The sequence below is a fragment of the Actinomadura sp. 3N508 genome, from assembly GCF_044326375.1.
Classification (GTDB): domain Bacteria; phylum Actinomycetota; class Actinomycetes; order Streptosporangiales; family Streptosporangiaceae; genus Spirillospora.
In genome coordinates this window covers 81,021-103,498 of record NZ_JBIRAX010000019.1, presented here as the reverse complement: position 1 = coordinate 103,498, position 22,478 = coordinate 81,021, and the positions used below count along the sequence as shown (strand labels likewise).

At 71.9% G+C, this 22,478-nt stretch carries 23 protein-coding genes and 1 pseudogene; 13 read left to right on the top strand and 11 right to left on the bottom strand.

The annotated features are described in order from the left end of the window. Positions 1 to 124 precede the first annotated feature (124 nt). Together ACH34S_RS40560 and ACH34S_RS40555 are read right to left on the bottom strand one after the other, a co-directional pair. Entirely contained in the window at positions 125 to 361 is a 237-nt protein-coding gene (locus ACH34S_RS40560) for a hypothetical protein (protein WP_395958246.1), read from the bottom strand. A gap of 34 nt (positions 362 to 395) precedes the next feature. Next, positions 396 to 1,667 carry an APC family permease gene (locus tag ACH34S_RS40555; RefSeq protein WP_395958245.1) on the bottom strand — a complete coding sequence of 424 codons (1,272 nt, stop codon included), beginning with the start codon at positions 1,665 to 1,667 and terminating at the stop codon, positions 396 to 398. 102 nt (positions 1,668 to 1,769) lie between these two features. Here ACH34S_RS40555 and ACH34S_RS40550 point away from each other — a divergent pair, with 102 nt between their 5' ends. After that, positions 1,770 to 2,300 (top strand): cupin domain-containing protein, encoded by a 531-nt coding sequence (locus ACH34S_RS40550; RefSeq protein ID WP_395958244.1) that lies wholly within the window; start codon positions 1,770 to 1,772, stop codon positions 2,298 to 2,300. On the opposite strand, the gene ACH34S_RS40545 is transcribed toward ACH34S_RS40550, so the two are convergent. After that, positions 2,266 to 3,537: an APC family permease gene (locus ACH34S_RS40545; protein WP_395958243.1), complete on the bottom strand. Its 1,272-nt coding sequence runs from the start codon at positions 3,535 to 3,537 to the stop codon at positions 2,266 to 2,268. The two genes, ACH34S_RS40550 and ACH34S_RS40545, sit on opposite strands and share 35 nt — an antisense overlap. 104 nt (positions 3,538 to 3,641) lie before the next feature. On the opposite strand from ACH34S_RS40545, the gene ACH34S_RS40540 reads away from it, so the two are divergent. The 4 genes and pseudogenes from ACH34S_RS40540 to ACH34S_RS40525 all read left to right on the top strand — a co-directional run bounded on the left by ACH34S_RS40540 (position 3,642) and on the right by ACH34S_RS40525 (position 6,032). Next, entirely contained in the window at positions 3,642 to 4,112 is a 471-nt protein-coding gene (locus ACH34S_RS40540) for an Lrp/AsnC family transcriptional regulator (protein WP_395958242.1), read from the top strand. 81 nt (positions 4,113 to 4,193) lie between these two features. After that, positions 4,194 to 5,000, top strand: coding sequence for an SDR family NAD(P)-dependent oxidoreductase (locus tag ACH34S_RS40535; RefSeq protein WP_395958241.1), 807 nt, complete (start codon positions 4,194 to 4,196; stop codon positions 4,998 to 5,000). Between the two features lie 38 nt (positions 5,001 to 5,038). Beyond that, positions 5,039 to 5,473: pseudogene (locus ACH34S_RS40530) on the top strand (NAD-dependent epimerase/dehydratase family protein); the annotation flags it as partial. Between the two features lie 124 nt (positions 5,474 to 5,597). Beyond that, on the top strand, positions 5,598 to 6,032 hold the full coding sequence (locus tag ACH34S_RS40525) for an NAD-dependent epimerase/dehydratase family protein (RefSeq protein ID WP_395958240.1): 435 nt from the start codon (positions 5,598 to 5,600) through the stop codon (positions 6,030 to 6,032). Between the two features lie 125 nt (positions 6,033 to 6,157). Here ACH34S_RS40525 and ACH34S_RS40520 read toward each other — a convergent pair whose 3' ends face one another. From ACH34S_RS40520 to ACH34S_RS40510, 3 genes are read right to left on the bottom strand one after another with little or no spacing between them, the layout of a single operon-like run. Next, a complete protein-coding gene (locus tag ACH34S_RS40520) occupies positions 6,158 to 6,523 on the bottom strand; it encodes a hypothetical protein (RefSeq protein ID WP_395958239.1) in 366 nt (121 codons plus the stop codon). Between the two features lie 33 nt (positions 6,524 to 6,556). Continuing rightward, positions 6,557 to 7,204 carry a response regulator gene (locus tag ACH34S_RS40515; RefSeq protein WP_395958238.1) on the bottom strand — a complete coding sequence of 216 codons (648 nt, stop codon included), beginning with the start codon at positions 7,202 to 7,204 and terminating at the stop codon, positions 6,557 to 6,559. Then, the gene (locus ACH34S_RS40510; protein WP_395958237.1) at positions 7,201 to 9,351 is read right to left on the bottom strand and encodes a sensor histidine kinase; all 2,151 of its coding nucleotides are present in this window, start codon (positions 9,349 to 9,351) and stop codon (positions 7,201 to 7,203) included. The genes ACH34S_RS40515 and ACH34S_RS40510 overlap by 4 nt, the downstream gene beginning before the upstream one ends. 198 nt (positions 9,352 to 9,549) lie before the next feature. Here ACH34S_RS40510 and ACH34S_RS40505 point away from each other — a divergent pair, with 198 nt between their 5' ends. The 3 genes from ACH34S_RS40505 to ACH34S_RS40495 all read left to right on the top strand — a co-directional run bounded on the left by ACH34S_RS40505 (position 9,550) and on the right by ACH34S_RS40495 (position 12,205). Further along, the gene (locus tag ACH34S_RS40505) at positions 9,550 to 10,203 is read left to right on the top strand and encodes a hypothetical protein (RefSeq protein ID WP_395958236.1); all 654 of its coding nucleotides are present in this window, start codon (positions 9,550 to 9,552) and stop codon (positions 10,201 to 10,203) included. A gap of 161 nt (positions 10,204 to 10,364) precedes the next feature. Continuing rightward, positions 10,365 to 10,943 carry a hypothetical protein gene (locus ACH34S_RS40500; protein ID WP_395958235.1) on the top strand — a complete coding sequence of 193 codons (579 nt, stop codon included), beginning with the start codon at positions 10,365 to 10,367 and terminating at the stop codon, positions 10,941 to 10,943. A gap of 206 nt (positions 10,944 to 11,149) precedes the next feature. Beyond that, positions 11,150 to 12,205 carry a S1 family peptidase gene (locus ACH34S_RS40495; protein ID WP_395958234.1) on the top strand — a complete coding sequence of 352 codons (1,056 nt, stop codon included), beginning with the start codon at positions 11,150 to 11,152 and terminating at the stop codon, positions 12,203 to 12,205. A gap of 59 nt (positions 12,206 to 12,264) precedes the next feature. Here ACH34S_RS40495 and ACH34S_RS40490 read toward each other — a convergent pair whose 3' ends face one another. From ACH34S_RS40490 to ACH34S_RS40480, 3 genes are all read right to left on the bottom strand, one after another. Further along, complete coding sequence (locus ACH34S_RS40490; protein WP_395958233.1) at positions 12,265 to 12,669, bottom strand: MerR family transcriptional regulator; 405 nt, start codon at positions 12,667 to 12,669, stop codon at positions 12,265 to 12,267. Between the two features lie 43 nt (positions 12,670 to 12,712). Beyond that, entirely contained in the window at positions 12,713 to 13,732 is a 1,020-nt protein-coding gene (locus ACH34S_RS40485) for an MDR family NADP-dependent oxidoreductase (protein ID WP_395958232.1), read from the bottom strand. Between the two features lie 98 nt (positions 13,733 to 13,830). After that, positions 13,831 to 14,265 (bottom strand): hypothetical protein, encoded by a 435-nt coding sequence (locus ACH34S_RS40480; protein WP_395958231.1) that lies wholly within the window; start codon positions 14,263 to 14,265, stop codon positions 13,831 to 13,833. Between the two features lie 87 nt (positions 14,266 to 14,352). Between ACH34S_RS40480 and ACH34S_RS40475 the strand changes: the two genes are divergently transcribed. After that, the gene (locus tag ACH34S_RS40475) at positions 14,353 to 15,147 is read left to right on the top strand and encodes a helix-turn-helix domain-containing protein (protein WP_395958230.1); all 795 of its coding nucleotides are present in this window, start codon (positions 14,353 to 14,355) and stop codon (positions 15,145 to 15,147) included. Between the two features lie 19 nt (positions 15,148 to 15,166). Here the strand turns inward: ACH34S_RS40475 and ACH34S_RS40470 are convergent, their stop codons facing one another. Both ACH34S_RS40470 and ACH34S_RS40465 read right to left on the bottom strand, forming a co-directional pair. Next, positions 15,167 to 16,906: a HEAT repeat domain-containing protein gene (locus tag ACH34S_RS40470; RefSeq protein WP_395958229.1), complete on the bottom strand. Its 1,740-nt coding sequence runs from the start codon at positions 16,904 to 16,906 to the stop codon at positions 15,167 to 15,169. 92 nt (positions 16,907 to 16,998) lie between these two features. Next, a complete protein-coding gene (locus tag ACH34S_RS40465; RefSeq protein WP_395958228.1) occupies positions 16,999 to 17,493 on the bottom strand; it encodes a winged helix-turn-helix transcriptional regulator in 495 nt (164 codons plus the stop codon). Between the two features lie 92 nt (positions 17,494 to 17,585). Here ACH34S_RS40465 and ACH34S_RS40460 point away from each other — a divergent pair, with 92 nt between their 5' ends. The 4 genes from ACH34S_RS40460 (at position 17,586) to ACH34S_RS40445 (ending at position 22,472) form a co-directional block, all read left to right on the top strand. Next, on the top strand, positions 17,586 to 19,076 hold the full coding sequence (locus ACH34S_RS40460) for an MFS transporter (RefSeq protein ID WP_395958227.1): 1,491 nt from the start codon (positions 17,586 to 17,588) through the stop codon (positions 19,074 to 19,076). A 92-nt stretch (positions 19,077 to 19,168) separates the two neighbouring features. Then, positions 19,169 to 20,443 carry an aspartate kinase gene (locus ACH34S_RS40455; protein ID WP_395958226.1) on the top strand — a complete coding sequence of 425 codons (1,275 nt, stop codon included), beginning with the start codon at positions 19,169 to 19,171 and terminating at the stop codon, positions 20,441 to 20,443. Positions 20,444 to 20,632: 189 nt separating this feature from the next. Beyond that, positions 20,633 to 21,697, top strand: a complete 1,065-nt coding sequence (locus tag ACH34S_RS40450) for an aspartate-semialdehyde dehydrogenase (protein WP_395958225.1) — start codon at positions 20,633 to 20,635, stop codon at positions 21,695 to 21,697. Positions 21,698 to 21,803: 106 nt separating this feature from the next. Next, positions 21,804 to 22,472 carry a TetR/AcrR family transcriptional regulator gene (locus ACH34S_RS40445; protein WP_395958224.1) on the top strand — a complete coding sequence of 223 codons (669 nt, stop codon included), beginning with the start codon at positions 21,804 to 21,806 and terminating at the stop codon, positions 22,470 to 22,472. Positions 22,473 to 22,478: the final 6 nt, after the last annotated feature.

Below are 22,478 nucleotides of genomic sequence, written 5' to 3'. Positions count from 1 at the left end.
TGGGGGGAACCGCCCCCCACGCCCCCCTGCCGGCTGAGGTTGTTGTGGTGGCTTGGGGTGACCGGTTGTTGCCGTTAGTGATCCGGCGCCGCGGGGTGGCGGCGCCGGTGTGTGTGGGGGGCTGTCAGGCGTTGGTCAGGCGGCGGCGTAGGTGGTCCTTGCCTTGCTCGGCGCCCTTGCGGCTCTCCGCCTGCGCACGGCGGAACAGGTCGGCCAGTTCGGAGTCGCCGGCGCGGTCGGCGTCGGCGATGTAGGTCTCCAGGCGGAGCGCGTTGCTCAGGCACTGCTCTACGAACCAGATCAGGTTGTAGTCCTTGTCCTTCGTGCCGGTGATGTCGCCGGTTTCCTGGGTCATGCTCATGGTTTGCCTCCTCCGTTCTGCTGTGGGCGTGCCCCTACCCGGGAGGTTGTGTCCCATTCGGGCGGGCTGTGCGGCGCAGGGCGTAGAGGGCGGCGCCGGCGGCCAGGACGGCTGCTCCGGTGATGACGGACGTGGGTGGGAGGGTGAAGGCCAGGATCAGGCAGCCGAGCAGGCCGAGGATGGGGACGGCTCGGGGTGGGCGGTTCTCGTCGGAGGTGAGCGTCCAGGCGGAGGCGTTCGCGATGGCGTAGTAGACCAGCACGCCGAAGGACGAGAAGCCGATCGCGCCGCGGACGTCGAGTGTTGCGGCCAGGATCGCGACGACGGCGCCGATGGCGAGCTCGGCGCGGTGCGGGACCTTGTGGCGGGGGTGGACGGCGGCCAGGGCGTGGGGCAGATGGTGGTCGCGGGCCATGGCCAGTGTGGTTCTGGAGACGCCCAAGATCAGGGCTAGGAGGGACCCCAGGGCGGCTATGGCGGCGGTGATGCGGACGGCGGGAGTGAGGGCGGGGTGGCCTGCCTTTTCGACTGCGTCGGCTAGGGGGGCCGTGGCGGTGCCTAGGGCGGGGCCTAGGACTGTAAGGACGGCTACTGCGACTGCTGCGTAGACGGCGAGGGTGATTCCCAGGGCTATGGGGATGGCGCGGGGGATCGTGCGTGCCGGGTCGCGTACCTCTTCGCCGAGGGTGGCGATGCGCGCGTATCCGGCGAAGGCGAAGAAGAGCAGGCCTGCGGCTTCTAGGACACCTGAGGTGCTCGTGTCGGAGGTTAGGTCCAGGTGTGTCGCGTCGGATGCGGTGGAGGTCAGGGTCGTGATGATGATCGTTATGAGGGTTGTTAGGACGATGGCGACGATCACCCGGGTCAGCAATGCGGATTTCTGTACGCCCGCGTAGTTGACGGCCGTGAGGAGCAGGACGGCCGCTACGGCGATCACATGGGAATGCGCAGGCCAGAGGTAGGAGCCGACGGTCAGCGCCATGGCGGCGCAGGACGCTGTCTTGCCGACCACGAAACTCCAGCCGGCCAGGTAGCCCCAGAAGTCGCCGAGGCGTTCGCGGCCGTAGACGTAGGTTCCGCCGGACGCCGGGTAGCGGGCGGCCAAGCGTGCTGAAGATGTCGCGTTGCAGTAGGCGACGACGGCGGCCACGCCCAGGCCGAGCAGGAGTCCCGAGCCGGCGGCGCGTGAGGCGGGGGGCAGGGCGGCGAAGATGCCCGCGCCGATCATCGAACCCAGGCCGATGACCACCGCGTCGAACACGCCCAGGCGGCGTTGTAACCGGTCGCCGGTCGTCGTGTTGCTCATGGCGTGCTCTCCTCGGCTGCTGGTGGGTCTGTTTAGGTGTGCCCCGTGTTCGGGGAGGGGAGGCGTGTTCTGACCTACTGGACGTCTGGCGAGGAGATGAACATGTCATATCCGGAGCCCCGGTACTTCGGGGACGAGGGCGAGATCAGCGCCGTCTTCCGGGCGGCGGACGCCGGACCGGAGCTCGTGTCGCCGGCCGGGACGAAGACCTACTACCTGGCGACCGGACGGCCGACGGGGCGCGAGCACGGTGCGGCCACGGACGGGGAGTTCGGCCTCTACAACGTCGTCGGGCTGCCGCCGGGGGCCGGGACGGGCACCCACTTCCACCGGACGATGTCCGAATCGTTCTTCGTGACGGACGGGACGGTCTCGCTGTTCGACGGCGAGCGCTGGGTCGAGGGGACGAAGGGCGATTTTCTCTACGTCCCGCCTGGCGGGCTGCACTCGTTCTACAACCGGTCGGACCTGCCGGCGTCGTTTCTGATGCTGTTCACTCCTGGTGCGCCTCGTGAGGGCTACTTCGAGGGGGTCGGTGCGGTCGGCGAGATGAGCGAGGAGGAGCGGAGCCGGTTCTTCCTTGAGCACGACAGCTACTTCATCGATGGGAAGAAAGGGCCCAAGCCCGAGTAGGGGGCGTGTTCGCCGGTGGCGTCGTTTTGTGGGTGAGGGCCAGGACGATCAAGGTCAGGCAGGCGGGGACGGCCAGGTAGGCGCCGCAGGACAGGAGGACTGCGGCGGTGAAGAGGGTTCCTGCGCGGGCGAGGGTGCGTGGGCGTCCGGTGAGGAGCCGGGTGGCGGCGGCCATGCCGATGACGGTGACGGTGGCCAGGCATGCGGCCGTGGTCCGCATGAGCGGGTCCAGGCCGAGGTCGGCGGCCAGGACGATCGTGGTCAGCGCGGACGTCACGACGGCGAGCAGGGCGAGGCTGCGGCGCGGGGTGCGGAGGGCGTCCGGGAGGGCGCCGTCGCGGGACAGGGCGGAGCCCAGGCGTGCGCCGCCCGCGATGTAGGTGTTCATCGCGACGAAGCTCAGGACGAGTGCCGCCCCGGCGGTGACGGGCCGTGCCGTGGCGGAGCCGATGCCGTCCTCCAGGAGCAGGGCGAGCGGTACCGGGGACGAGGCGGCGCGGCCGCCGAGCACGCCCGTCACCGTGACGGCGAGGCCGAGGTAGAGGACGCCGACGATGGCGAGGGTCAGGACGGTAGCGCGGGGCAGGAGGCGGCGCGGGTCGGCGAAGTCGCCGGAGAGATGGCTTGCGGCCTCCCAGCCCGCGAACGCGAAGAACAGGACTCCTGCGGCGTGGACGACGCCCAGCCCGCCGTGCGGGGCGAACGGGGTGAAGTTCGCCGTGTTCAGGTGCGGGATGGTGGTCAGGACCGTGATGAGGAGGAGGGCTGTCAGGAGGGCTACCAGCGTCAATTGGATGCGGCCTGAGAGGCGCAGGCCGCTGTAGTTGGTGGCGAAGGCGGCCAGGAGCAGTGCGCAGGTCACGGCTATGGCGCCGGGGCGTCCCAGACCGGCGGCGGAGGCGGTGTAGTCGGCGCCGATCATCGCGCCGGCGAGGACGCCCACCGGGACGACGGCGTAGAAGCAGAAACCGGCGATCATCGCGGGGCGGGGGCCGAAGGCGCGGGCCGCGAACGTCGCGACGCCGCCCGCGTCGGGATGGCGGGCGCCGAGCGCGGCGAACGTCAGCGCGACCGGCACGCTCAGCGCCAGCAGCGCCGCCCACGCGATGATCGACGACGGGCCCGCCGCCGCGGCGGCCAGGTGCGGAAGGGCCAGCACGCCGGGGCCGAGGACGGCGCCGACGAAGAGCGCCGTGCCCTGGCCCAGACCGAGCCGATGTCCGGTGTTGTTCGCCATGCTTCCCCCGAATGAGTGGTGTTCGGGGTTGAAAGTAGCCATCTGGTTGGGAGTGTTGACGGTTTGGCGAACGTTTGATCGAATTTCTGGCTCACAATGTTGGTATGGACGAACTTGATACGGAGATCGTGCGGCTTCTCCAGGCAGATGCCCGGCAGTCCAACCGCGAGCTGGCCCGGACGCTCGGGATCGCGCCGTCCACCTGCCTCGAACGGGTCCGGTCGCTGACGCGGCGCGGTGTGATCCGCGGCTACCACGCGGAGATCAGCCCGGCGGCGCTGAACCGCGGCGTGCAGGCGCTGGTGTCGTTGCAGGTCCGGCCGCTGAGCCGGACGGTCATCAACACCTTCAAGGACTACGTGTCGGGGATGGCCGAGGTCATCAGCGTGTTCGTGGTGGCGGGCGGCGACGATCTGGTGCTGCACGTCGGCGTCCAGGACCTCGACCACCTGCACGCGTTCCTGCTGGACGGGCTGAGCAAGCGCAAGGAGATCGCCGGGTTCCGGACGTCGGTGATCTTCCAGCATGTGCACAACACCGTGTTGAGCCGGCTGGACGATCCCGTCCCGGGGTGAGTGCAACCGGGCCGGGCCGGGTGGGGTTCATGGGGCGAGGCGCGTCCGGGGTGGGCGTGCTCGTCTATAAGAGGGGTCTTCATGGATCTGCGGCTGGCTGGGCGCGTGGCGGTTGTTACCGGGGCGTCCAAGGGGATCGGGGTCGCTGTCACGCGGACGCTGCTGGAGGAGGGCGCGCGTGTGGTGGCGGTGTCCAGGAAGTCGGGAGCGGGGTTGGACGCGCTCGCCGGGCCCGATCTGCTGCATGTGCCCGCCGACCTGATGGACCCGGACGCCCCGGCGCGGGTGGTCGAGCGGGCGGTGGAGGCGTTCGGCGGGCTCGACGTCCTGGTCAACAATGCGGGCGGCCCGCCGCCGGGCGCGAGCCTGCCGCGGTTCGGGTTCATGACGCTGACCGACGACGACTGGCGCGACATGATCGAGTTCAACGTGCACGCCGTCGTCCGGATGGTGCGGGCCGCGCTCCCGCACCTTCTCAAGAGCGACGCGGCGTCGGTGGTGAACGTGTCGTCGGGGAACGCGCGGCGGCCGGGGCCGATGAACTACGACTACAACGCGGCCAAGGCGGCGCTGACGAACCTGGCGAAGGGGTTGTCGGAGGAGTACGGGCCGCAGGGCGTCCGGGTGAACACGGTGTCGCCCGGCCCGGTCCGGACGGAGTGGTGGACGGACGAGGGCGGCGCGGCCGACATCATCGCCGGCGCCACCGGGTCCGACCGGGACGCGGTGCTGGACGGGGGCGCCGCCGCGATGATGAACCTCACGACCGGGCGCCTCGCCACGCCGCAGGAGGTCGCGGACGTGATCGCGCTGCTGGCGTCGCCTCGCTCGGCGAGCACCACGGGCGCGGATTTCGCCGTCGACTCCGGCTTCCTCAAGGAGATCTGAGGTAGCGCGACCTGCCGTTTCGTGGTGGGTGGCGGGGAATGTCACGAATTCGGGTGGTGCCTTTGTCTTCATGGGCAAGAACCACACGGAAGGAAAAGGCCATGCGAATCTTCCTCACCGGAGCGACCGGGGCACTCGGACGGCACCTCGTTCCCATGCTCGTCGAGGCGGGCCATGACGTCACCGCCACCACGCGGTCCGCCGGGAAGACCGGGCAGCTGCGCGCGGCGGGCGCCGAGCCGGTGATCGTCGACGGGCTCGACCGCGAGGGCGTGATCGAGGCCGTCACCGCCGCCCAGCCGGACGTCATCGTCCACCAGATGACCGCGCTGGCGGACATGAAGAGCCTCCGCAACATGGACAAGACGTTCGCCGCCACCAACGAGCTGCGCACCCGCGGCACCGACAACCTGCTCGCCGCCGCGAACAGCGCGGGGGTGCGCCGGGTCGTCGCGCAGGGCCACATCGGCGCGACGGCGCGGACCGGTGCCGCGGTACAGACCGAGGAGGACCCGCTCGCCCCGGACGCCCCGTCCCGGACCTCGGAGCGGTCGATGGCGGCGATCAAGTATGTGGACGAGGCCGTCCCGGCGGGGGGTGCCGGAGGGGCTCGTGCTGCGCTTCGGCAACTTCTACGGGCCCGGCGCGTCGGAGATGCTGCTGGAGGCGGTGCGGAAGCGGCAGGTGCCGGTGGTCGGCGGCGGGACCGGGATCTGGTCGTTCATCGAGACCACCGACGCCGCCGCGGCGACGTTCGCGGCGATCGAGCGCGGCGCGCCCGGTGTCTACAACGTCGTGGACAGCGACCCGGCGCCGGTCTCGGAATGGCTGCCGTACCTCGCGGACCTCCTGGGCGCGAAGCCGCCGATGCGCGTGCCCGCGTGGCTCGGACGGCTGCTCGCCGGCGGCTTCATCGTGGCGCAGATGACCGAATGGCGCGGGTCGTCCAATGCGAAGGCGCGGAAGGAACTCGGCTGGGAGCCGCGATACCCGAGTTGGCGGGAGGGTTTCCAGGTCTGGACCGGCAAGTAGTCCCGGGAAATGCAATTGAGTGCGACGCGGGTTCGGCGGGAGACGCCCGAGGGGATCGGCTGCGATAGCCGGTGGGCGTCCCCGCCGACGACCCCGCGCCAGGCCGGACCGGGATCCGGGGCTTCTCAGCCCGGAGCGGTGATCTCCGGTGTCTCCGCGGTGGCCGGTGTGCGGCGTTCCAGCACGAACAGGGCGGCCAGCAGGCCGATCGCACCGAACGCCGCGGCCACGCCGAAGGCGGTGCGCAGGCCGTCGTTGAATGCGGCGACGGACTCGGGTGCGCCGGTCTCGCTGATCGCGGTGCGGCTGACGGCCACGGCCACCGAGGTGACGATCGCGATGCCGATCGCGCTGCCGATGTTGAACACCGTGTCCACCAGGCCGGCGGCGAGGCCGGATTCCTCCTCCGGTACGCCGGTCAGCGCGGAGATCTGGGCGGTGACGAAGCAGGCTCCCATGCCGGGGCCGAACACCAGCAGACCCCAGAACATGTCCCCGACCGGCCAGCGGGCGATCCCGGGGGGTTAGCGGCCGAGGCCGGCGTCGCGGGCGCGGAGGATCGCCTCGGCGCGGTCGGCTACCTGGAGCTTGGCGAACACGTTCGAGACGTTGTTGCGGACGGTCTTCGGCGACAGCCCGAGCCGTTCGGCGATCGCCGGGTTCGGCAGGCCCAGCGCGATCAGTTCGAGCACGTCCCGTTCCCGGGCGGTGAGTTCAGGGAACGGCTCGTCGGCCGATGGGGCCGCCGCGATCCGTGCGAAGTAGTCCGAGACGCGGCCCGCCAGCGCCGGACCGAAGATCACCTCGCCGCGCGCGACCGCGGCCACCGCCCGCAGGATCTCGTCCGGGTCGGCGCCCTTCACCAGGTAGCCGCGGGCCCCGGCGCGCATCGCGGCGAACACGCTCTCGTCGTCCTCGTGCATCGTCAGCACCAGCACCCCGGTCTCCGGGTACGCCGCGAGGATCCGGCGGGTGGCGTCCACACCGCCCAGCCGCGGCATCTGCAGGTCCATCACGACGACGTCCGGGCGCAGGCGTCCCGCCATCTCGACCGCGACGGTCCCGTCCGGCGCGGTCCCCACGACCTCGACCTCGCCGGTGGAGTCCAGCATCAGGCGCAGGCCGTCCCGGTACACCGGATGGTCGTCGGCGAGCAGCACCCGCGGCGTCATGGCGCGCTCCTCGTGAGCGTCAGCGGCTCTTCCTCTTCGGCGGCGGCCGGCGGGCGCGGCCCGAACGGCAGGACGGCGTGGACGCGCGTCCCGCCGCCCGGCCGCGCCGAAACCGTGCACCGCCCGCCGAGCTCCTCGGCCCGCTCCCGCATCCCGACGAGCCCGACGCCGACGAGCGCGCCCGGCGGGACGCCCCGCCCGTCGTCGGAGATCTCCACCTCCAGCGCGTCCGCGGACGCCGCCAGCCGGACGTCGCAGCGCGTCGCCTCCGCGTGCCGCGAGACGTTCGCCAGCGCCTCCGCCACGATCCGGTAGGCCGCCTCCTCGGCCGCCGCCGGCAGCGTCGCGAGCTCGCCCGCGCAGCGGAGCCGCACCCGCAGGGACCTCCCCTGGAAACGCTCCGCGAGCTGTTCTATCGCCCCGGCGAGCCCGAACTGGTCCAGGGACGGGGGCCGCAGGTCGTGCACGAGCCGCCGGACGTCCGACAGGACCGTCTTCAGGTCCGTGCGCACCGACTCCAGCGTCGCGTCGGCGGCGACGCCGTCGCGCGGGGCGAGGTTGCGGGCCGCTTCGATCTTCAGTGCCGCGGCCGCGAGTGATGGGCCCAGCCCGTCGTGCAGGTCGCGGCGCAGGCGGCGGCGTTCCTCGGCGATTCCGGTCACGAGCTGTTCCCGGCTGCGTTGCAGTTCCTCGGTCAGGGCTGTGGCGCGTGCGGCGGCGGCTGCTTGCCGTACCACGTCGGCGAGGAGGCGCTGGTCTGCGGGCGGGAGCCGCGATCCTGTGCGTGGTACGAGCGCCAGGCGTCCGATTGGCGCGCCTCGGTATCCGAACGGCAGCACGACGACGTCGTCGCGTGCCGTGCCGTGTTCGACGACGAACGTCCGGCCGTCGGCGCGGTCCAGCTCGACGCGCACGTAAGGCGACCGGAACGACTCCGCCACCACCCGCGCCACCTCCAGCAGGAGCTCGTCCGGGCCCAGCGAACGCTCTAGGCGGCGCGCCAGGGCCGAGACCACGTCGTACGGTTCCGCGCGGCCCGTCAGGACGCGGTTCACCCAGCGTTGCAGCCGAAGGCGCAAGGGCGCGTACAGGACGGCGACCACGCCCGCGCCCGTCACGGCGGCGATCGGCTCGTCGATGAACGTCCCCGCGAGGACGAACACGGCCACGTCGATGCCGATGACGGCGGCCGCCAGCGCCGCGTACAGCAGCGTCCAGCCGAGCAGCAGGTCAACGTCGTAGAGCCGGTACCGGGCGACCGCGATCAGCACGGCCACCGCGAGCGCCGCGTGCATGAGGACGAGGGAGATGTCGCCGACCCACCAGTCCACCGAGGGCGGCGTCACCTCGGTCAGCACGATGCCGGAGGCGATGAGGACGACGTTGGCGATCAGCGCCAGCAGCATCCAGCGCAGCTGCGTCCGCCGCACCGGATCCGACCGGCGGAACCGCACCGTGAACGCCGCGATCGACACCCCGAAGGAGAGGAGGAAACCCGCCCAGAACATCCACCCGGACACCGGCCAGATCGCATCCGGCAGCGGCGGCGTCAGCGGGTCCAGCGGGACGTCCCGCAGGCCCGGCGCGATCGGCTCGCCCCGCGAGAACACCTCCCACGGCACCATCAGCAGCGCCAGGACCCCGGTGGCCTGCGCGGTGATCGCCACCGCCACCGGCCAGCGCCAGCGCGGCGAGGGCAGCCGCCCGTCCGGGAAGAACATCAGCGTCAGCGGGACGATCATGTTGATCATCGGGCCGAACCGGCCGCCCGCGTACACCGTGAACGCCGTCAGCGGCAGGCCGCCGCCGTGCTCCAGCACCGACAGCGACGCGTACGCGGCGGTGATCCCGTCCAGGACCGCGATGAACCCGCCCGCCAGCATCAGCCACGTCAGCGGATGCCGCGGCAGCCGTGTCGCGAGGACGCCGCCCGCGACCGCCACCGACAGCCCGGACCCCGCCGAACCCCAGTGCGCCCAGTTCAGCGGGTCCGGTGGTGTGTCGGCATCTGCCAGCAGGACGTCCAGCCAGACGGTCGCGGCGGTCGCCGCCACGCACAGCACGGCGACCGCGATGGCGGACGTTCGCAGGAACCGCTCGCCCCGAAGCGCCGGGCGGGCGCTCTCCGTCGGGCGGGCGCTCCTCATCCAGCCAGCTTGACCCGCGCGCCGTCCCGGCTACCTGGGGCCGGCGTCCTTGCAGGTCGGGACGGTGGTCCCCGGAGGAAGGGGCGTGGCCGCGGGCGCCACGCCGGCCCTGTCACTGGCCGCCCGGGACATCGGGGACGGAGCGTCATGGTCACCGGCGGCGCGCCCCTGTGCCGCCCCTGTCACGGGGAGAAGCCGATGACCATGCACGTCCGGCCCAGTTCCGTCTACGCGCCCGACCCGTCCGACCCGGGTCCCGGCGGGCTCCTGCTCCGCACCCGCATCGCCGGCGCCGCGCTCGTCGCCGGCACCACCGCGTGGATCGCCGGCCTGCTCGAAGGCGGGATCCGCATCCGCGACGAGGTCGTCGCGGTCGAGATCTGGGGCAGCATGGCGTTCCTGGTGGGCGTCATGTCGCTGGTCGTGCTCGCGCTGTCCACGAACGCCACGGGGGCTCGCAAGGGCCGCTACATCGCGATCGTGGAGATGGTCCTGCTCGTCCCCGCGATGATCTGGTGCCCGCTCGTCATCGCCTACCCCGAGGACACGCCCGGCTGGGTGATCCCCTTCGACATGTGCTGGCCGCTGTCCATGCTCGGGATGCTCGTCCTCGGCATCGCCGTCGCCAAGGTCGGCCGCTTCCGGGGGCTGCTGCGCTGGCAGTTCCTCCTCTGCGGGCTGTGGCTGGTCGTGGCCGGTGTGGGGGAGGCCGTGCTCAGCGACGAGGCCGGTACCTACCCGGGCATGGTCTGGCTCGGCGTCTCGTACGGCCTCCTCGGCCTGCGCCTCGTCGTGACGCCTCGGATCGTCCTGCCCGCCGCGCCCGCTGAACCTGCCGCCCCTGCCGCCTGACCGGTTCGAGGGCGGTGTTCAGCGCCGTTGAACCTGCCGGTGGGTTGTCTCGAAGCCTCGCCCCAGGACGGGTCTTCGACGGGAGCGGGGGCCCCGAACCCACCGGCGACCGGTTCATCTAGCGGTGATCATGGGGTTCGTGATCCTTCTAGGGTGACCTCATGAAGGCTCGAACTTGGTCTGTTCTTCTCGCCGCCTTAACTCTTGTGGGCGGTGGCGCGGTATGGCGGGAATCCTGGCGTGTGTGGCCACCTGAACCGGATGTCGATCGGAATGTCGCTCGTGCCGCGCTGCCGGTGATCGATCGTTTCCTGGAGTCGGGGCGCGCGGTCGTCTGGCCCAGTTCGATGCCCGCGCGAATGCGTCCGCGATGGTTTTGCGTGGAGAAGGTGATCGAGACCGTCCAGCGGGGCTCTCAGGTGCGTGTTTCGCTGGAAGTCGCGTGCAACGACTACGCGCGCGACGGCGGGCGCCTGGTGACCCATGCCGGGGTGCGGACGCCGGTGATGGTGACGCTGGACCGGGGCGGAGCCGCTGCCCTGACCGTCCGCCACGTGGCGATGCCGAGTGACGGCGCAGGGTTCCGGCCGTCCCTGGAGCGCATGTTCTCCGACCGCGGGCTTGCCGAGTACGACCGGCGCCGGCGACGGGGCGAGGGAGCGGGCGCCCCGGACGGCGAAGCCGCCCGCGCATTCGGCCTCCCCGCCGGCACCAAGGCACAGCAGTTCCAGGCCCAATAGCGCTGATCAGCGCCTTGCCTTTTAAAGGGCGGGCGCGGCGTATCGATTCGGCCTGAAATTTCAATAGTGCGGTGAAATCTGGTTGTTGACACGGCATCGAAGTACGTTGCTGCCACACGACGCCTTTACCACCAGGCTCGTGGTCCCCCGCCAACCCCCGAGAGAAGCCGCCGACAAGGTGGTCGGCGGTGAGAGGTGGAACCAGAGTGAACCGTGGATCGCACGTCAAGCGCGTGATGACCCCCCTGGTCGGCGCCGCGGCGCTGATCACGCTCCCCGCGCTCGGGACCGTTCCCGCAACGGCCCAGACCCACGCCGCCGGAACCGTCCGGCTCGCTCACCTCCCGCAGCAGGCGCAGGCCGATCAGCTGACCGGCCGGCTCGGCTCCCAGCACGCGGGCTTCTATGTCGACGACACCGGGAACCTCGTCGTCAACGTCACGAGTGCGGCCGCCGCCGAGCAGGTCCGCGCCACGGGCCTCCAGGCCCGCATCGTCAAGCACGGCATCAAGCCGCTGACCGCCGCCAAGACCGCGCTCGACCGGCTCGCCGGCAGCGCCGGGACGACCGGGCTGTCCTGGGGCGTCGACATCGTGAAGAACGCCGTGGTCGTCAGCGTGCCGAAGAACGACGACGACGCCGCCACCCAGGCGTTCGTCAAGCGCGCACGCGCGCTCGGCCAGACCGTCCAGATCAGGCGCGTGCCCGCGGCGCCGCGGCTGCACCTCGGCCCCGGTGACGCGATCACCACCGGCGGCTCGCGCTGCTCGGTCTCGGCGATCGGCGTGGTCGGCGGCAGCACCGAGTACGTCATGACCGCCGGGCACTGCACGAACATCGGCGCCACCTGGTCGGCGGGCGGCCAGACCGTCGGCACCCGGGAGATCAGCAGGTTCCCGGGCGACGACTACGGCACGATCCGCAGCGCCGGGCAGGTGCAGCTGGACAACGCCCAGCTCACCGAGGTCGGACGGCCGGCGACCGGAACCCAGATCCAGAAGAAGGGCTCCACCACCGGCACGACCTCCGGGCGGCTCGTCGGCTACGACCGGACGGTGAACTACCAGGAGGGCGCCGTCCGCCAGATGATCGAGACCACCGCGTGCAGCCAGCCCGGCGACAGCGGCGGCTCGCTGCAGGCCGGCAACATCGCCGTCGGGATCACCTCCGGCGGCACGACCGGTGGCTGCGGAGCGAACTTCCAGTCGTTCTTCCAGCCGCTGGACGAGGCGCTCCAGGCTCAGGGCGCCACCCTGAAGTGAGCTGAGAACCGCGCTCGCGCGGGGCTCCCGGTGCGGTCCGCCGGGAGCCCCGCATCACGTCACGGGCGGTCCTTCACAGCGGTGCCGGAAGCGTCCTGACCGATCAGGCCCAGCTGGGCGGCGAGGCCGTCGCGCAGGCGGGTGAGGCGGGCGATCTCGGCGTCGAGCGCGTCGAGCCGCCGGCGCGCGACCCCGGGCCCCGGCCCGCATACCGTGCCGTTGCGGGACGGCGGCGCGCTCTCGTCCGGGATGCGGTCCAGGTCGGCGCAGTGGCGGAGGTCCTCGACGGTCAGCCCCACCGACAGCAGGCGGCGGATGGTCCGCACCCGCGCCACCTCGCGCGGCCCGTACCGGCGCTGCCCGCCGGACGTGCGGGACGGCGGCGGCAGCAGGCCGCGCTGCTCGTAGAACCGCAGTGCCCGCGGCGTGGTCCCGGCCGCCGCCGCGGCGTCGCTGATCCGCATCAGTGCTCCGTTCCCGGCGCCCGGCGCCCGAGCCGCCCGGCGCCTACAGTTCGACGATGACGGTGCCGAGGTGGCGCCCGCCGATCATCTCGTGCAACGCGCGCGGGGCGTTCTCGATGCCCGCGACGCGCGCATGCGGGAACGTGACCTCCCCGGAGCGCAGCCAGCCGCCGAAACGCTCCGCCCACCCGGGGTCCACCGCCGGGCCGGTGGAGCTGCCGAAGCCGCGGATCTCGATCCCCTTGACGATCACCTGGAAGGTGTCGATCTCGACCGGGGCGGTGGTGCCGGACAGGTCCGGCGACAGCTGCCCGGCCAGCGTCCCGACGAGGGCGAACCGCGCGCCCGTCCGGGCGGTGGCGAGCGCGGCCCGGAGCTGCTCGCCGCCGACGTTGTCGATGAGGACGTCGATGCCGTCCGGTGCGGCCTCCGCGAGCTGGTCGGCGATGGGGAGCGTCCCCGCCCCGCGGAGAACGGCCGCGTCGTAGCCGAGCTCGGACACCAGGCGCTTCGCCTTGTCCGGCGAGCCGGTGCTGCCGATCACGCGTCCCGCGCCGAGCGCGCGGGCGAACTGCCCGGCCAGCGAACCGATCCCGCCCGCGCCGCCGGACACGAACACGGTGTCGCCGGGACGCAGCCGCGCGTCCCGTGTCAGCGCCGTGTACGCGATCGCCGCCTGCCCCAGGTAGGCCGCCGGATCGGGCAGCGCATCGCCCAGCGGCGCGCATTGACCGGCGGGGACGGCGGCGTACTCGCGCCAGCCGAGCCAGTGCTCGACGAGGTCGCCCGGCCGCACGGCCGCGTCCGGCGGCGCCGAGACGACCTCGCCGATCGCCTTCCCGTACAGGGTGTCGCCCGGTTGGAGGCCGGGGAACGGCGCGTCCCGCACGCTCCCGCCGATCAGGGTGCGCAATGCCGGGAAGACGTGGAAGAAGCGGTTCCTGACCAGCACCTCGCCGTCCCCGGGGACCGGCATCGGCACCTCGACGACGGCGAAGTGTTCCGGCTCGGGCAGGCCCTCCGGCCGGACGGCAAGCCGAACCTCGCGAGATGTACCGGGCATTGTGAACGCTCCTCACCGCATCAATTCCGTGAACCCGTGCACGACCTCGCGACGCTAACCCTTGACCCGTACGTCAGGGTCAAGGCCATTCGTGTGGATCAGTTCGGGGCGATGAACTGGTGGTCGGTGCGGATGCGGCCATCGTCGTCCAGGGAAAGGACGTCGAGGCCGCCCCCGAGGACCTCGCGGGTGCCGGTGGACAGCATCGTCCAGCGGAGGGCGATCACGTTGGACTGGAGGACGGCCGGTTCGCCATCCGCCTCGAAGACGTTCTCGCCGGACGCGATGAACATGTCGTAGGCGCGTGTCACTCTGGCGATCAGGGCTTCGTGGCCACGGGCCTCCAGCGGCAGGACGGGGAACGCCAGCGACGCGGCGGCCTCCCGCATCTCCTGCGGCGGGTCGATCAGGATGTGCGCGCCGTCGTGCGCCCACAGCCTGCGGACGAGCGCGCTCCGCGTCGCCGGGTCGGGCTCGTTCCACTGGGCGACGAAACCGTCGGCCACGCGCTTCGCATCAAGTGGGTTGCTCATGCGCAGAAGTGTTGGGCGGGCGATGGTCGTTCCGCGATTCCCTGGAGGGAATGGCGGAGGTGCGGGCGTGGCGCATGGAATGGAGGTATGACGGTGTTGGCGGGGCCTGGCCAGTTCGGCCGCGAGCTGCGGCGATGGCGGACGCGGCGCCGCGTCAGCCAGCTCGACCTGGCGATCAGGGCCGACACGACCCAGCGCCATCTGAGCTTCCTCGAACGGGGACGCTCCCGCCCCGGCCGCGCCATGGTGGTGCGGCTCGCCGAGGCGCTCGGGCTGTCGCTGCGGGAGCGGAACGAACTGCTGCTCGCCGGCGGCTACGCGCCGGTCTACGCCGAGACGAGCCTCGACGCCCCCGAACTCGGTCCCGTGCGCGAGGCACTGGACCGCATCCTCGACGGGCATCTGCCGTACCCGGCGGTCGTCGTCCGGCCGTACGGGGAACTCGTCGCCGCGAACGCCGCCTTCGGCGTCCTTACGGAGGGCGCGGCCCCGGAGCTGCTGGAACCGCCGGTGAACGTGCTGCGCCTCGCCCTCCACCCGGACGGGATGGCCCGCAGGGTCGCGAACCTGCCCGAATGGGGCCGCCACATCACCGGCAGCCTGCGTGACCGGGCCCGCCGCAGCCCCGACCCGGCGCTCGACGAATTCATCGCCGAACTCGACGGCTACGTGCCCGACGTCGAGCCGTCCGCAGACCATCTCGGCTTCGCGGTGCCGCTGCGGCTCCGGGCGGCCGGGGAGGATGGCTCGTCCGAGTTGCGGCTCATCACGACGCTGACATCGTTCGCGACGGCCGTGGACGTGACGCTTTCCGAACTGCGCCTCGAAGCGTTCCTGCCGGCAGACGAGGAAACCGCGCTGATCCTCGCCCGCCGGAATTGAATCTTTGGGCGGTCGGCGCTTATTGGATGGGGGTGAGGAACTGCATGGTCGCGGAGGCGTCTGCGAGGATCTCGTCCGGGTCGACCGCGTCGGGGGTGGCGCGGTTCGTCCAGCCGGTCTCGTCCAGGTGGGCCAGGGCGTCCGTGAAGTCCTTGTGGAGCCGGCGGGGCAGGCTGTCCATGTGGTCGTCCAGGTTCTGGACAAGGAAGAGGAACTCCCACCGGACGCCGGGATCGGCGAGCTCGTCCAGGAGCCGTGGCAGGGCGTCGGGGCGGCCCGCTTCGACGGCCCACGTCAGCGCGTGCGCGCGGATGACCGGATCGGGATGGTCGAGCAGGCGGACGAGGGCCTCGGTGGCGTTGCCGGCGCCGGCCATGCCCGTCAGCCCGAGGGCGGCGTCCGCCCGGACGGCGGGGTCCGGGTCCTGGTCGATGAGCCGGATCAGCCGCTCCGCGATCCGGCCGGCTGCGGTGAGGCCGGGCAGTCCGGTCGATGCCGCCGTGGCCCTGACGGTGGCGTTCTCGTGTTCGAGCAGGTCAAGGACGAGCTCGTCGACGCGGTCGGCGGCCGGGTCGAGCTGGCCGCGGGCGGCGAGCCCGGAGTAGGTGCGCAGCATCGCGGCCAGGACGATCGGGTCGTCCGGGCGGCGGGCGCGCAGGTCTGCCAGCGCGGCGCGGATCTGGCGCGACCGTCCAGGACTGCCGAAGGTCACCAGGATCGCCAGCGCCTCGACGCTCAGGGCATCCACGCCGAGGGCGAGTGCCTCATCGACGGCGATGTTGACGGCGTGGCGGTCGGTCCAGGCGGGCGCCGACACGTCCGGGACCAACCGGAGGAAGAGCTCGTCGCGTTCGTCACTGCCGGGCGGGACGCGGCGGGCCCGCTGGAGCAGCTCACGGACGGCGGCCCGATGGCCCTGCTCGTCCCACTCCGGAACGGGCGCGTGGCGGCGCGTCGACCCGTTGACCGCGTCGATGAACATGCCGATGACCGGCGCACGGACATCGTGGTCCGACCAGTCAAGGCCGCGCAGGCTCGCGAGCCGTTCCCGGACCTCGTCGTGAAGATCGTCCGGCAGGGCGGGGCCGGGGCCCTCGCCTGGATCGGGGGCGCCGCGAAAGAGCGCTTTGGCACGGTTCCATGCGTGGACGGCCTCGGCGGGGTCGTCCAGATGGGCCGCGAACCGCTCGGTGAGCAGGTCCGCGGCGGACGGGTCCCGGCAGACGGTGTGCGCCAACCCGGTGGCGGCGGCGGTCGCGACGGACGGCAGCGGGTCCTCGTCCAGCAGCGCGAGGAGCGGTCCGATCATCGGGACGGGGTCGTGCGCCGCGGCGGCGGACCTGGCGGCCGCGGCCCGGACCCGGCCGTCCTCGTGCTGGAGCATCCCCCTGAGCAGGTCCGCGGGGTCCTGCCCCTGCGCGACCGCCGCGCTCGCGTGGACGGGCAGCGCGGCGGCGAGGACTTCGGCGTCCCGCTGGCCGGGACCGCACAGGACGCCCGTGACCTGCCCGATCTCCGGCCACAGGTTTCGCGGGACGAGCGCGGTCGGCACGATGCCCAGCGCCTGGAGGCCGACCCCGGCGGCGTCCGGCGGTCCGGTGCGGCAGAGGGCGAGCGACTGCTCGACGGCGACCCTGGCGTCAAGCCGGCCGATCTCCTCCAGCGCCGCGATGCGTGACAGCGAACCCGCCGGATGGGCGAGGGCTCTGCCGAGCACATCGGAGACCTCCGCTTCATGCCTGGCTTTGCGACCGAACACGCTCGACTCCTCCGCTGGGGCTGTTCCCCAGAAGACGCGGGGGCCGAGCCGGTTGTGACATGCGGCAGGTGCGCCCTGGTGCGGGACGGCGTTCAGCGGCGGGCGGCGAGGGCCTCGCGGGCCACGGTCGCGCGCTCGGCGGCCTCCTCTTCCGCAGCCTTCCGCTCCGCCTCGATGCGGGCGTCGTAGGCGGCGCGGGCGGTGGCGATCGCGTTCTGGTGCGCCTCCGTCCAGGTCACGAGTGAGCGGATGGTCTCGTGCAGGGTCGAGCCCATGGGGGTGAGGGCGTAGTCCACGCGCGGCGGGACGGTCGGATGGACGGTTCGGCTGACGAGCCCGTCCCGCTCCAGGTGCCGCAGCGTCCTGGCGAGCATCCGCTGGCTGATGCCGTCGATCCGGCGGCGGAGTTCGGTGAAGCGGAGCGAGCGCTGGTCGAGGAGCGCGATGACGAGCAGCGACCATTTGTCCGCGATGCGGTCGAGGATCTGCCGCACCTCGCAGTCGTTGCGGGTGTCCCACTGCTGGACGTCATCGTCGGTGGCGGTATCCCCGCAGTTACCGAGGGACGCGAAAGTTCCGTCTTCCATGAGTCCCGATAGTGACTGAGGATGTGGCCGGTAACAAGAGGGAACCGGCCTCCCGTTAGGGAACCGGCCCTCGGCGCGAGAGGAGCCTGCTCATGTCAACACCCGCGGCCCGCATGGACGGACGTGCCTGGGCGATGCTGTTCGTCCTGTGCGGCGCGGTCTTCCTGGAGGGAATCGACGTCGCGATGCTGAACGTCGCGCTCCCGTCGATCCGGGCGGACCTGGGGTTGTCGACCGGAATGCTCAGCGGCGTGATCAGCGCCTACGTGCTCGGCTACGGCGGGTTCATGCTGCTGGGCGGGCGCGCCGCCGACCTGCTGGGCCGCCGCCGCGTGTTCCTCTTCTGGCTGGTGGTGTTCCTGGCGTTCTCCGGGCTCGGCGGGTTCGCCACCGAGGGCTGGATGCTGCTGCTCGCCCGGTTCGTCACCGGGGTCGCCTCGGCGTTCATGATGCCCGCGGGGCTCGCGCTGGTCACCGCCACGTTCCCGGCCGGGCCCGCGCGGACGAAGGCCCTCGGCGTGTACGCGGGAACGGCAGCGGGCGGCTACGTGCTCGGCCTCGTCGTGGGCGGGCTGCTGACCGCGATCGGCTGGCGCTGGGTGTTCTTCGCCCCGGTGATCCTGGCGTCGCTGATCCTCGCCGCCGCGATCCCGCTGATCAAGGAGCCGGACGCCCCCGCCGCGCTGCGCGGACGGGCGCGGGGCGGGTTCGATCTCGTCGGGGCGTTCAGCGTCACCGGCGCGATGCTGCTGCTCGCCTACGGGGTCGTCCGGCTGGAGCGGCCGTCGCACGGCGCCGTGCTCACCGCCTGCGCCTTCGCGGGCGGGCTGGTGCTGCTCGCCGCGTTCGTCGCGGTCGAGCGGCGGGCAGCGAGCCCGCTGCTGCGGCTCGGCATCCTGCGCTCCGCCGCGCTCGTCCGGACGAACCTCAGCGCCGCGCTGTTCCTCGCCGCCTTCGCCGGTTTCCAGTTCCTCATGACGCTGTACCTGCAGGAACTTCGCGGCTGGACGACCTGGCAGACCGGGCTCGCGATGCTCGTCGCCGGCATCGACACCGTCCTCGCGCCCACGCTCACCCCGCGCCTGGTCCACCGTTTCGGCAACCTCCGCGTCCTGCTCGGCGGCCTCGTCCTCGCGGCCGTGGCGTACGCGCTGTTCCTGCCGGTCACGCTCGACTGGACCTACGCGGTCATGTTCCCGATCATCGCGCTGCTGGGGGTGGCGTTCGCGCTCGCCTACGGGCCGCTGACGATGGCCGCCACCGAAGGCGTGGACGAGAGCGAGCACGGCCTGGCGGGCGGCCTGTTCTACACCTCGATCCAGTTCGGCACGGCGCTCGGCCTCTCCGGCGTGACCGCCGTCCAGGTCGCGGTGCTCGGCGGCGCGACGTCCCCGGACGCGGGCCTCGACGCCCTCCGGACCGCGCTGGCCGTCCCGGTCGCGGCGGCCCTCCTGGCGGCCCTGATCAGCGCGTTCGGCCTCCGTCCCAGGCGCGCCGCCACCGCCGCCACCGCCCGCTCCGCCGCCCACATCAGCACCCGACCTGCCGAGCCCACGCAGGAGCCGGACAAGACCACCGCCTAGTCCCGGCAATAGTTACCTGGTCGTAATTCATTCGGCGGGGCTGGGTAGACTCGTCGCCGGTACGCCTGACCCCGAACCGAGGAGCGCCACTCGTGGCTCTAGTCGTGCAGAAGTACGGTGGCTCCTCCGTCGCCGACGCCGACGGCGTCAAGCGGGTCGCCCAGCGCATCGTCGCGACGAAGAAGGCGGGCAACGACGTCGTCGTCGTGGTGTCCGCCATGGGTGACACGACGGATGATCTCATCGATATGGCCAAGCAGGTCAGCCCGCTGCCCCCGGGCCGCGAGCTGGACATGCTGCTCACCGCCGGCGAGCGGATCTCGATGGCCCTGCTCGCCATGGCCATCGCGAACCTGGGCCACGAGGCCCGCTCGTTCACCGGCTCCCAGGCCGGCGTGATCACCGACGGCTCGCACGGCAAAGCCAAGATCATCGACGTGACGCCGGGCCGGATCCGCACCGCGCTGGACGAGGGCTCGATCTGCATCGTCGCCGGGTTCCAGGGCGTCTCGCAGGGCACCAAGGACATCACGACCCTCGGCCGCGGCGGCTCCGACACCACGGCGGTCGCGCTGGCCGCCGCGCTCGACGCCGACGTCTGCGAGATCTACTCCGACGTCGACGGGGTCTTCACCGCCGACCCGCGCATCGTGCCCGCCGCCCGCAAGATCCCGAAGATCTCCTACGAGGAGATGCTGGAAATGGCGGCGAGCGGTGCGAAGATCCTGCACCTGCGCTGCGTGGAGTACGCGCGCCGCTACAACATCCCGATCCACGTGCGCTCCTCGTTCAGCCAGAAGGAAGGCACCTGGGTCGTCGACAGCAGCGAGATCGAAGGACAGGACATGGAGCAGGCGATCATCTCCGGCGTCGCGCACGACCGGAGCGAGGCGAAGATCACCGTGGTCGGGGTGCCCGACAAGCCCGGTGAGGCCGCCGCGCTCTTCACGGTGCTGTCCGAGGCCGAGATCAACATCGACATGATCGTGCAGAACGTGTCGGCGGCGTCCACCGGCCGCACCGACATCTCGTTCACGCTGCCGTCCACGGACGGGCAGAGCGCGCTGACCGCCCTCAACAAGCTGAAGGAGCGGATCGGGTTCGAGTCGCTCCGCTACGACGACCGCATCGGCAAGGTGTCGCTGATCGGCGCCGGGATGCGCTCGCACCCGGGCGTCACCGCCACCCTGTTCGGCGCGATCGCCGACGCCGGCGTCAACATCGAGATGATCTCCACATCGGAGATCCGGATCTCCGTCGTCGTCGCGCAGGACGACATCGACACCGCCGTCGCCGCCGCGCACCACGCCTTCGACCTCGACGCCGAGCAGGTCGAGGCCGTCGTCTACGGCGGCACCGGCCGCTGACCGTCCGCGCCCCGCACTCCGGCCGCTGACACAGCGCCCGAGCGCGGTTCCGCAACGTCGTTCCGCACGTCGTTCCGGGGCGTTCGTGGGCGGGCGCGTCACGTGACGCAGTCGTCCGGTTCGGACGGTGGCAGCATCCTCCGGGAACCGGTCGTGAACGGCGGTAGTTCAGAGGATGTGAGTGCGACGATGGACTCGGCTTCCGGGCTGCCGACGCTCGCGGTCGTCGGCGCGACGGGCGCGGTGGGGACGGTGATGCTCGACCTGCTGTCCACCCGCCGCGACGTGTACGGCGAGATCCGCCTCGTCGGTTCGGAACGGTCCGCCGGGCAGGCGCTGGAGGTGCGCCACCAGAAGGCGGAGTGCGCGGCGCTCGCACCCGAGGTCTTCGACGGCGTCGACATCGCGATGTTCGCCGTCCCGGCGCCGGTGGCCGAGGAATGGGTCCCGGCCGCGGTGGGGCGCGGCGCCGTGGCCGTCGACGGTTCGGGCGCGTACCGGATGCGGCGGAACGTCCCGCTCGTCGTCCCGGAGGTGAACCCGGAGCAGGTGCGGGAACGTCCGCGCGGCATCGTCGCCGGTCCCGGCTGCACGACGCTGTCGATGATCGTCGCGCTCGGGGCGCTGCACCGGCGGTACGGGCTGCGGGAGCTGGTCGTCGCGTCCTACCAGGCGGCATCGTCGGCCGGACGGGACGGCATCGACACCCTGTACGCGCAGCTGGAGAAGGTCGGCGGCGACCGCACGCTCGGCAACCGCGCGGGCGACGTGCGCGGCGTGGTCGGCGAGTTCGGGCCGTTCCCGGCGCCGCTCGCGATGAACGTCGTGCCGTGGGCGGGGACGCCCGAGGACGGCGGCTGGACCTCCGACGAGATGGCCGTCAGGGACGAGACCCGCAAGGTCCTCGGGCTGCCGGAGCTGAAGGTCGCGGCGACGTGCGTCCGCGTCCCGGTGGTGACCGCGCATTCGGTGGCCGTCCACGCGGTGTTCGAGGAGCGGACCGACCAGCGGGAGGCCCAGGACATCCTCGCGAGGTCGCCGGGTGTGGTGCTGTGCGACAGCCCGGAGACGCGCGAGTTCCCCACGCCGTCCGACGTCGTCGGCACCGACCCGACATGGGCCGGACGCGTCCGCCGCTCGCTCGACGACCCGCACGCCCTCGACCTGTTCGTCTGCGGCGACAACCTGCGCAAGGGCGCCGCGCTCAACACCGCCCAGATCGCCGAGCTCATCGCCGCCGAACTCGCGGTGTGAGACCCGCGCGGACGGCGGCGGCCGCGTCCGGCGGCGTGGACGGGCCGGTCGGGGCCGGGTTCGCGGTGCGAGCGCGGCGGCGGGACGGGGCCGTAGGCTGGCAGGCGTGACCGAGACGAAGGCCGTGAAGTCGGAACAGACACGGTCCCTGATCGTCGAGACTGCGCTCAAGCTGTTCAGGGACCGCGGATACGAGGCGACGACGATGCGCGCGATCGCCAAGGAGGCGGGCGTCTCGGTCGGAAACGCCTACTACTACTTCGGGTCCAAGGAAGAGCTGATCCAGGCGTACTACGACGAGCTGCAGGACGAGCACGTCGCCGCCTGCCGCGCCGTCCTGGACGCGGAGACGGCGTTCGCGCCCCGGCTGCTCGGCGTCCTGAAGGCCCGGGTCGACACGATGGTCCCCTACCACGAGTTCGCCGGGAAGTTCTTCAAGTTCGCCGCCGAGCCGACCAGCCCGCTCAACCCGTTCAGCGCCGAGTCGGGACCGGCCCGCGAGTCGGCGGTCGCGATCTACCGGGAGGTCGTGGACGGCTCCGACCTGAAGATCGACAAGGAGTTCCGGGCGGAGCTGCCGGAGCTGCTGTGGATCTACTCGATGGGCATTGTCCTGTACTGGGTGCACGACAGCTCACCCGGCTGCCGCAAGACGTACCTGCTCGTGGAGCGGACCGTCCCGCTGGTCAACCGCATGGTGTCGATGTCGCGGATGCCGGGCTTCAAGTCGGTGACCCGGGAACTGGTCGGCATCATCCGCGAGGTCCGCGCCTGAGGCTGT

Excerpts from the sequence above, each read along its gene's own strand:
- ACH34S_RS40560 (WP_395958246.1), bottom strand. The coding sequence starts at position 361 with ATGAGCATGACCCAGGAAACCGGCGACATCACCGGCACGAAGGACAAG.
- ACH34S_RS40555 (WP_395958245.1), bottom strand. The coding sequence starts at position 1,667 with ATGAGCAACACGACGACCGGCGACCGGTTACAACGCCGCCTGGGCGTG.
- ACH34S_RS40550 (WP_395958244.1), top strand. The coding sequence starts at position 1,770 with ATGTCATATCCGGAGCCCCGGTACTTCGGGGACGAGGGCGAGATCAGC.
- ACH34S_RS40545 (WP_395958243.1), bottom strand. The coding sequence starts at position 3,537 with ATGGCGAACAACACCGGACATCGGCTCGGTCTGGGCCAGGGCACGGCG.
- ACH34S_RS40540 (WP_395958242.1), top strand. The coding sequence starts at position 3,642 with ATGGACGAACTTGATACGGAGATCGTGCGGCTTCTCCAGGCAGATGCC.
- ACH34S_RS40535 (WP_395958241.1), top strand. The coding sequence starts at position 4,194 with ATGGATCTGCGGCTGGCTGGGCGCGTGGCGGTTGTTACCGGGGCGTCC.
- ACH34S_RS40520 (WP_395958239.1), bottom strand. The coding sequence starts at position 6,523 with ATGTTCTGGGGTCTGCTGGTGTTCGGCCCCGGCATGGGAGCCTGCTTC.
- ACH34S_RS40515 (WP_395958238.1), bottom strand. The coding sequence starts at position 7,204 with ATGACGCCGCGGGTGCTGCTCGCCGACGACCATCCGGTGTACCGGGAC.
- ACH34S_RS40510 (WP_395958237.1), bottom strand. The coding sequence starts at position 9,351 with ATGAGGAGCGCCCGCCCGACGGAGAGCGCCCGCCCGGCGCTTCGGGGC.
- ACH34S_RS40505 (WP_395958236.1), top strand. The coding sequence starts at position 9,550 with ATGACCATGCACGTCCGGCCCAGTTCCGTCTACGCGCCCGACCCGTCC.
- ACH34S_RS40500 (WP_395958235.1), top strand. The coding sequence starts at position 10,365 with ATGAAGGCTCGAACTTGGTCTGTTCTTCTCGCCGCCTTAACTCTTGTG.
- ACH34S_RS40490 (WP_395958233.1), bottom strand. The coding sequence starts at position 12,669 with ATGCGGATCAGCGACGCCGCGGCGGCGGCCGGGACCACGCCGCGGGCA.
- ACH34S_RS40485 (WP_395958232.1), bottom strand. The coding sequence starts at position 13,732 with ATGCCCGGTACATCTCGCGAGGTTCGGCTTGCCGTCCGGCCGGAGGGC.
- ACH34S_RS40480 (WP_395958231.1), bottom strand. The coding sequence starts at position 14,265 with ATGAGCAACCCACTTGATGCGAAGCGCGTGGCCGACGGTTTCGTCGCC.
- ACH34S_RS40475 (WP_395958230.1), top strand. The coding sequence starts at position 14,353 with ATGACGGTGTTGGCGGGGCCTGGCCAGTTCGGCCGCGAGCTGCGGCGA.
- ACH34S_RS40465 (WP_395958228.1), bottom strand. The coding sequence starts at position 17,493 with ATGGAAGACGGAACTTTCGCGTCCCTCGGTAACTGCGGGGATACCGCC.
- ACH34S_RS40460 (WP_395958227.1), top strand. The coding sequence starts at position 17,586 with ATGTCAACACCCGCGGCCCGCATGGACGGACGTGCCTGGGCGATGCTG.
- ACH34S_RS40450 (WP_395958225.1), top strand. The coding sequence starts at position 20,633 with ATGGACTCGGCTTCCGGGCTGCCGACGCTCGCGGTCGTCGGCGCGACG.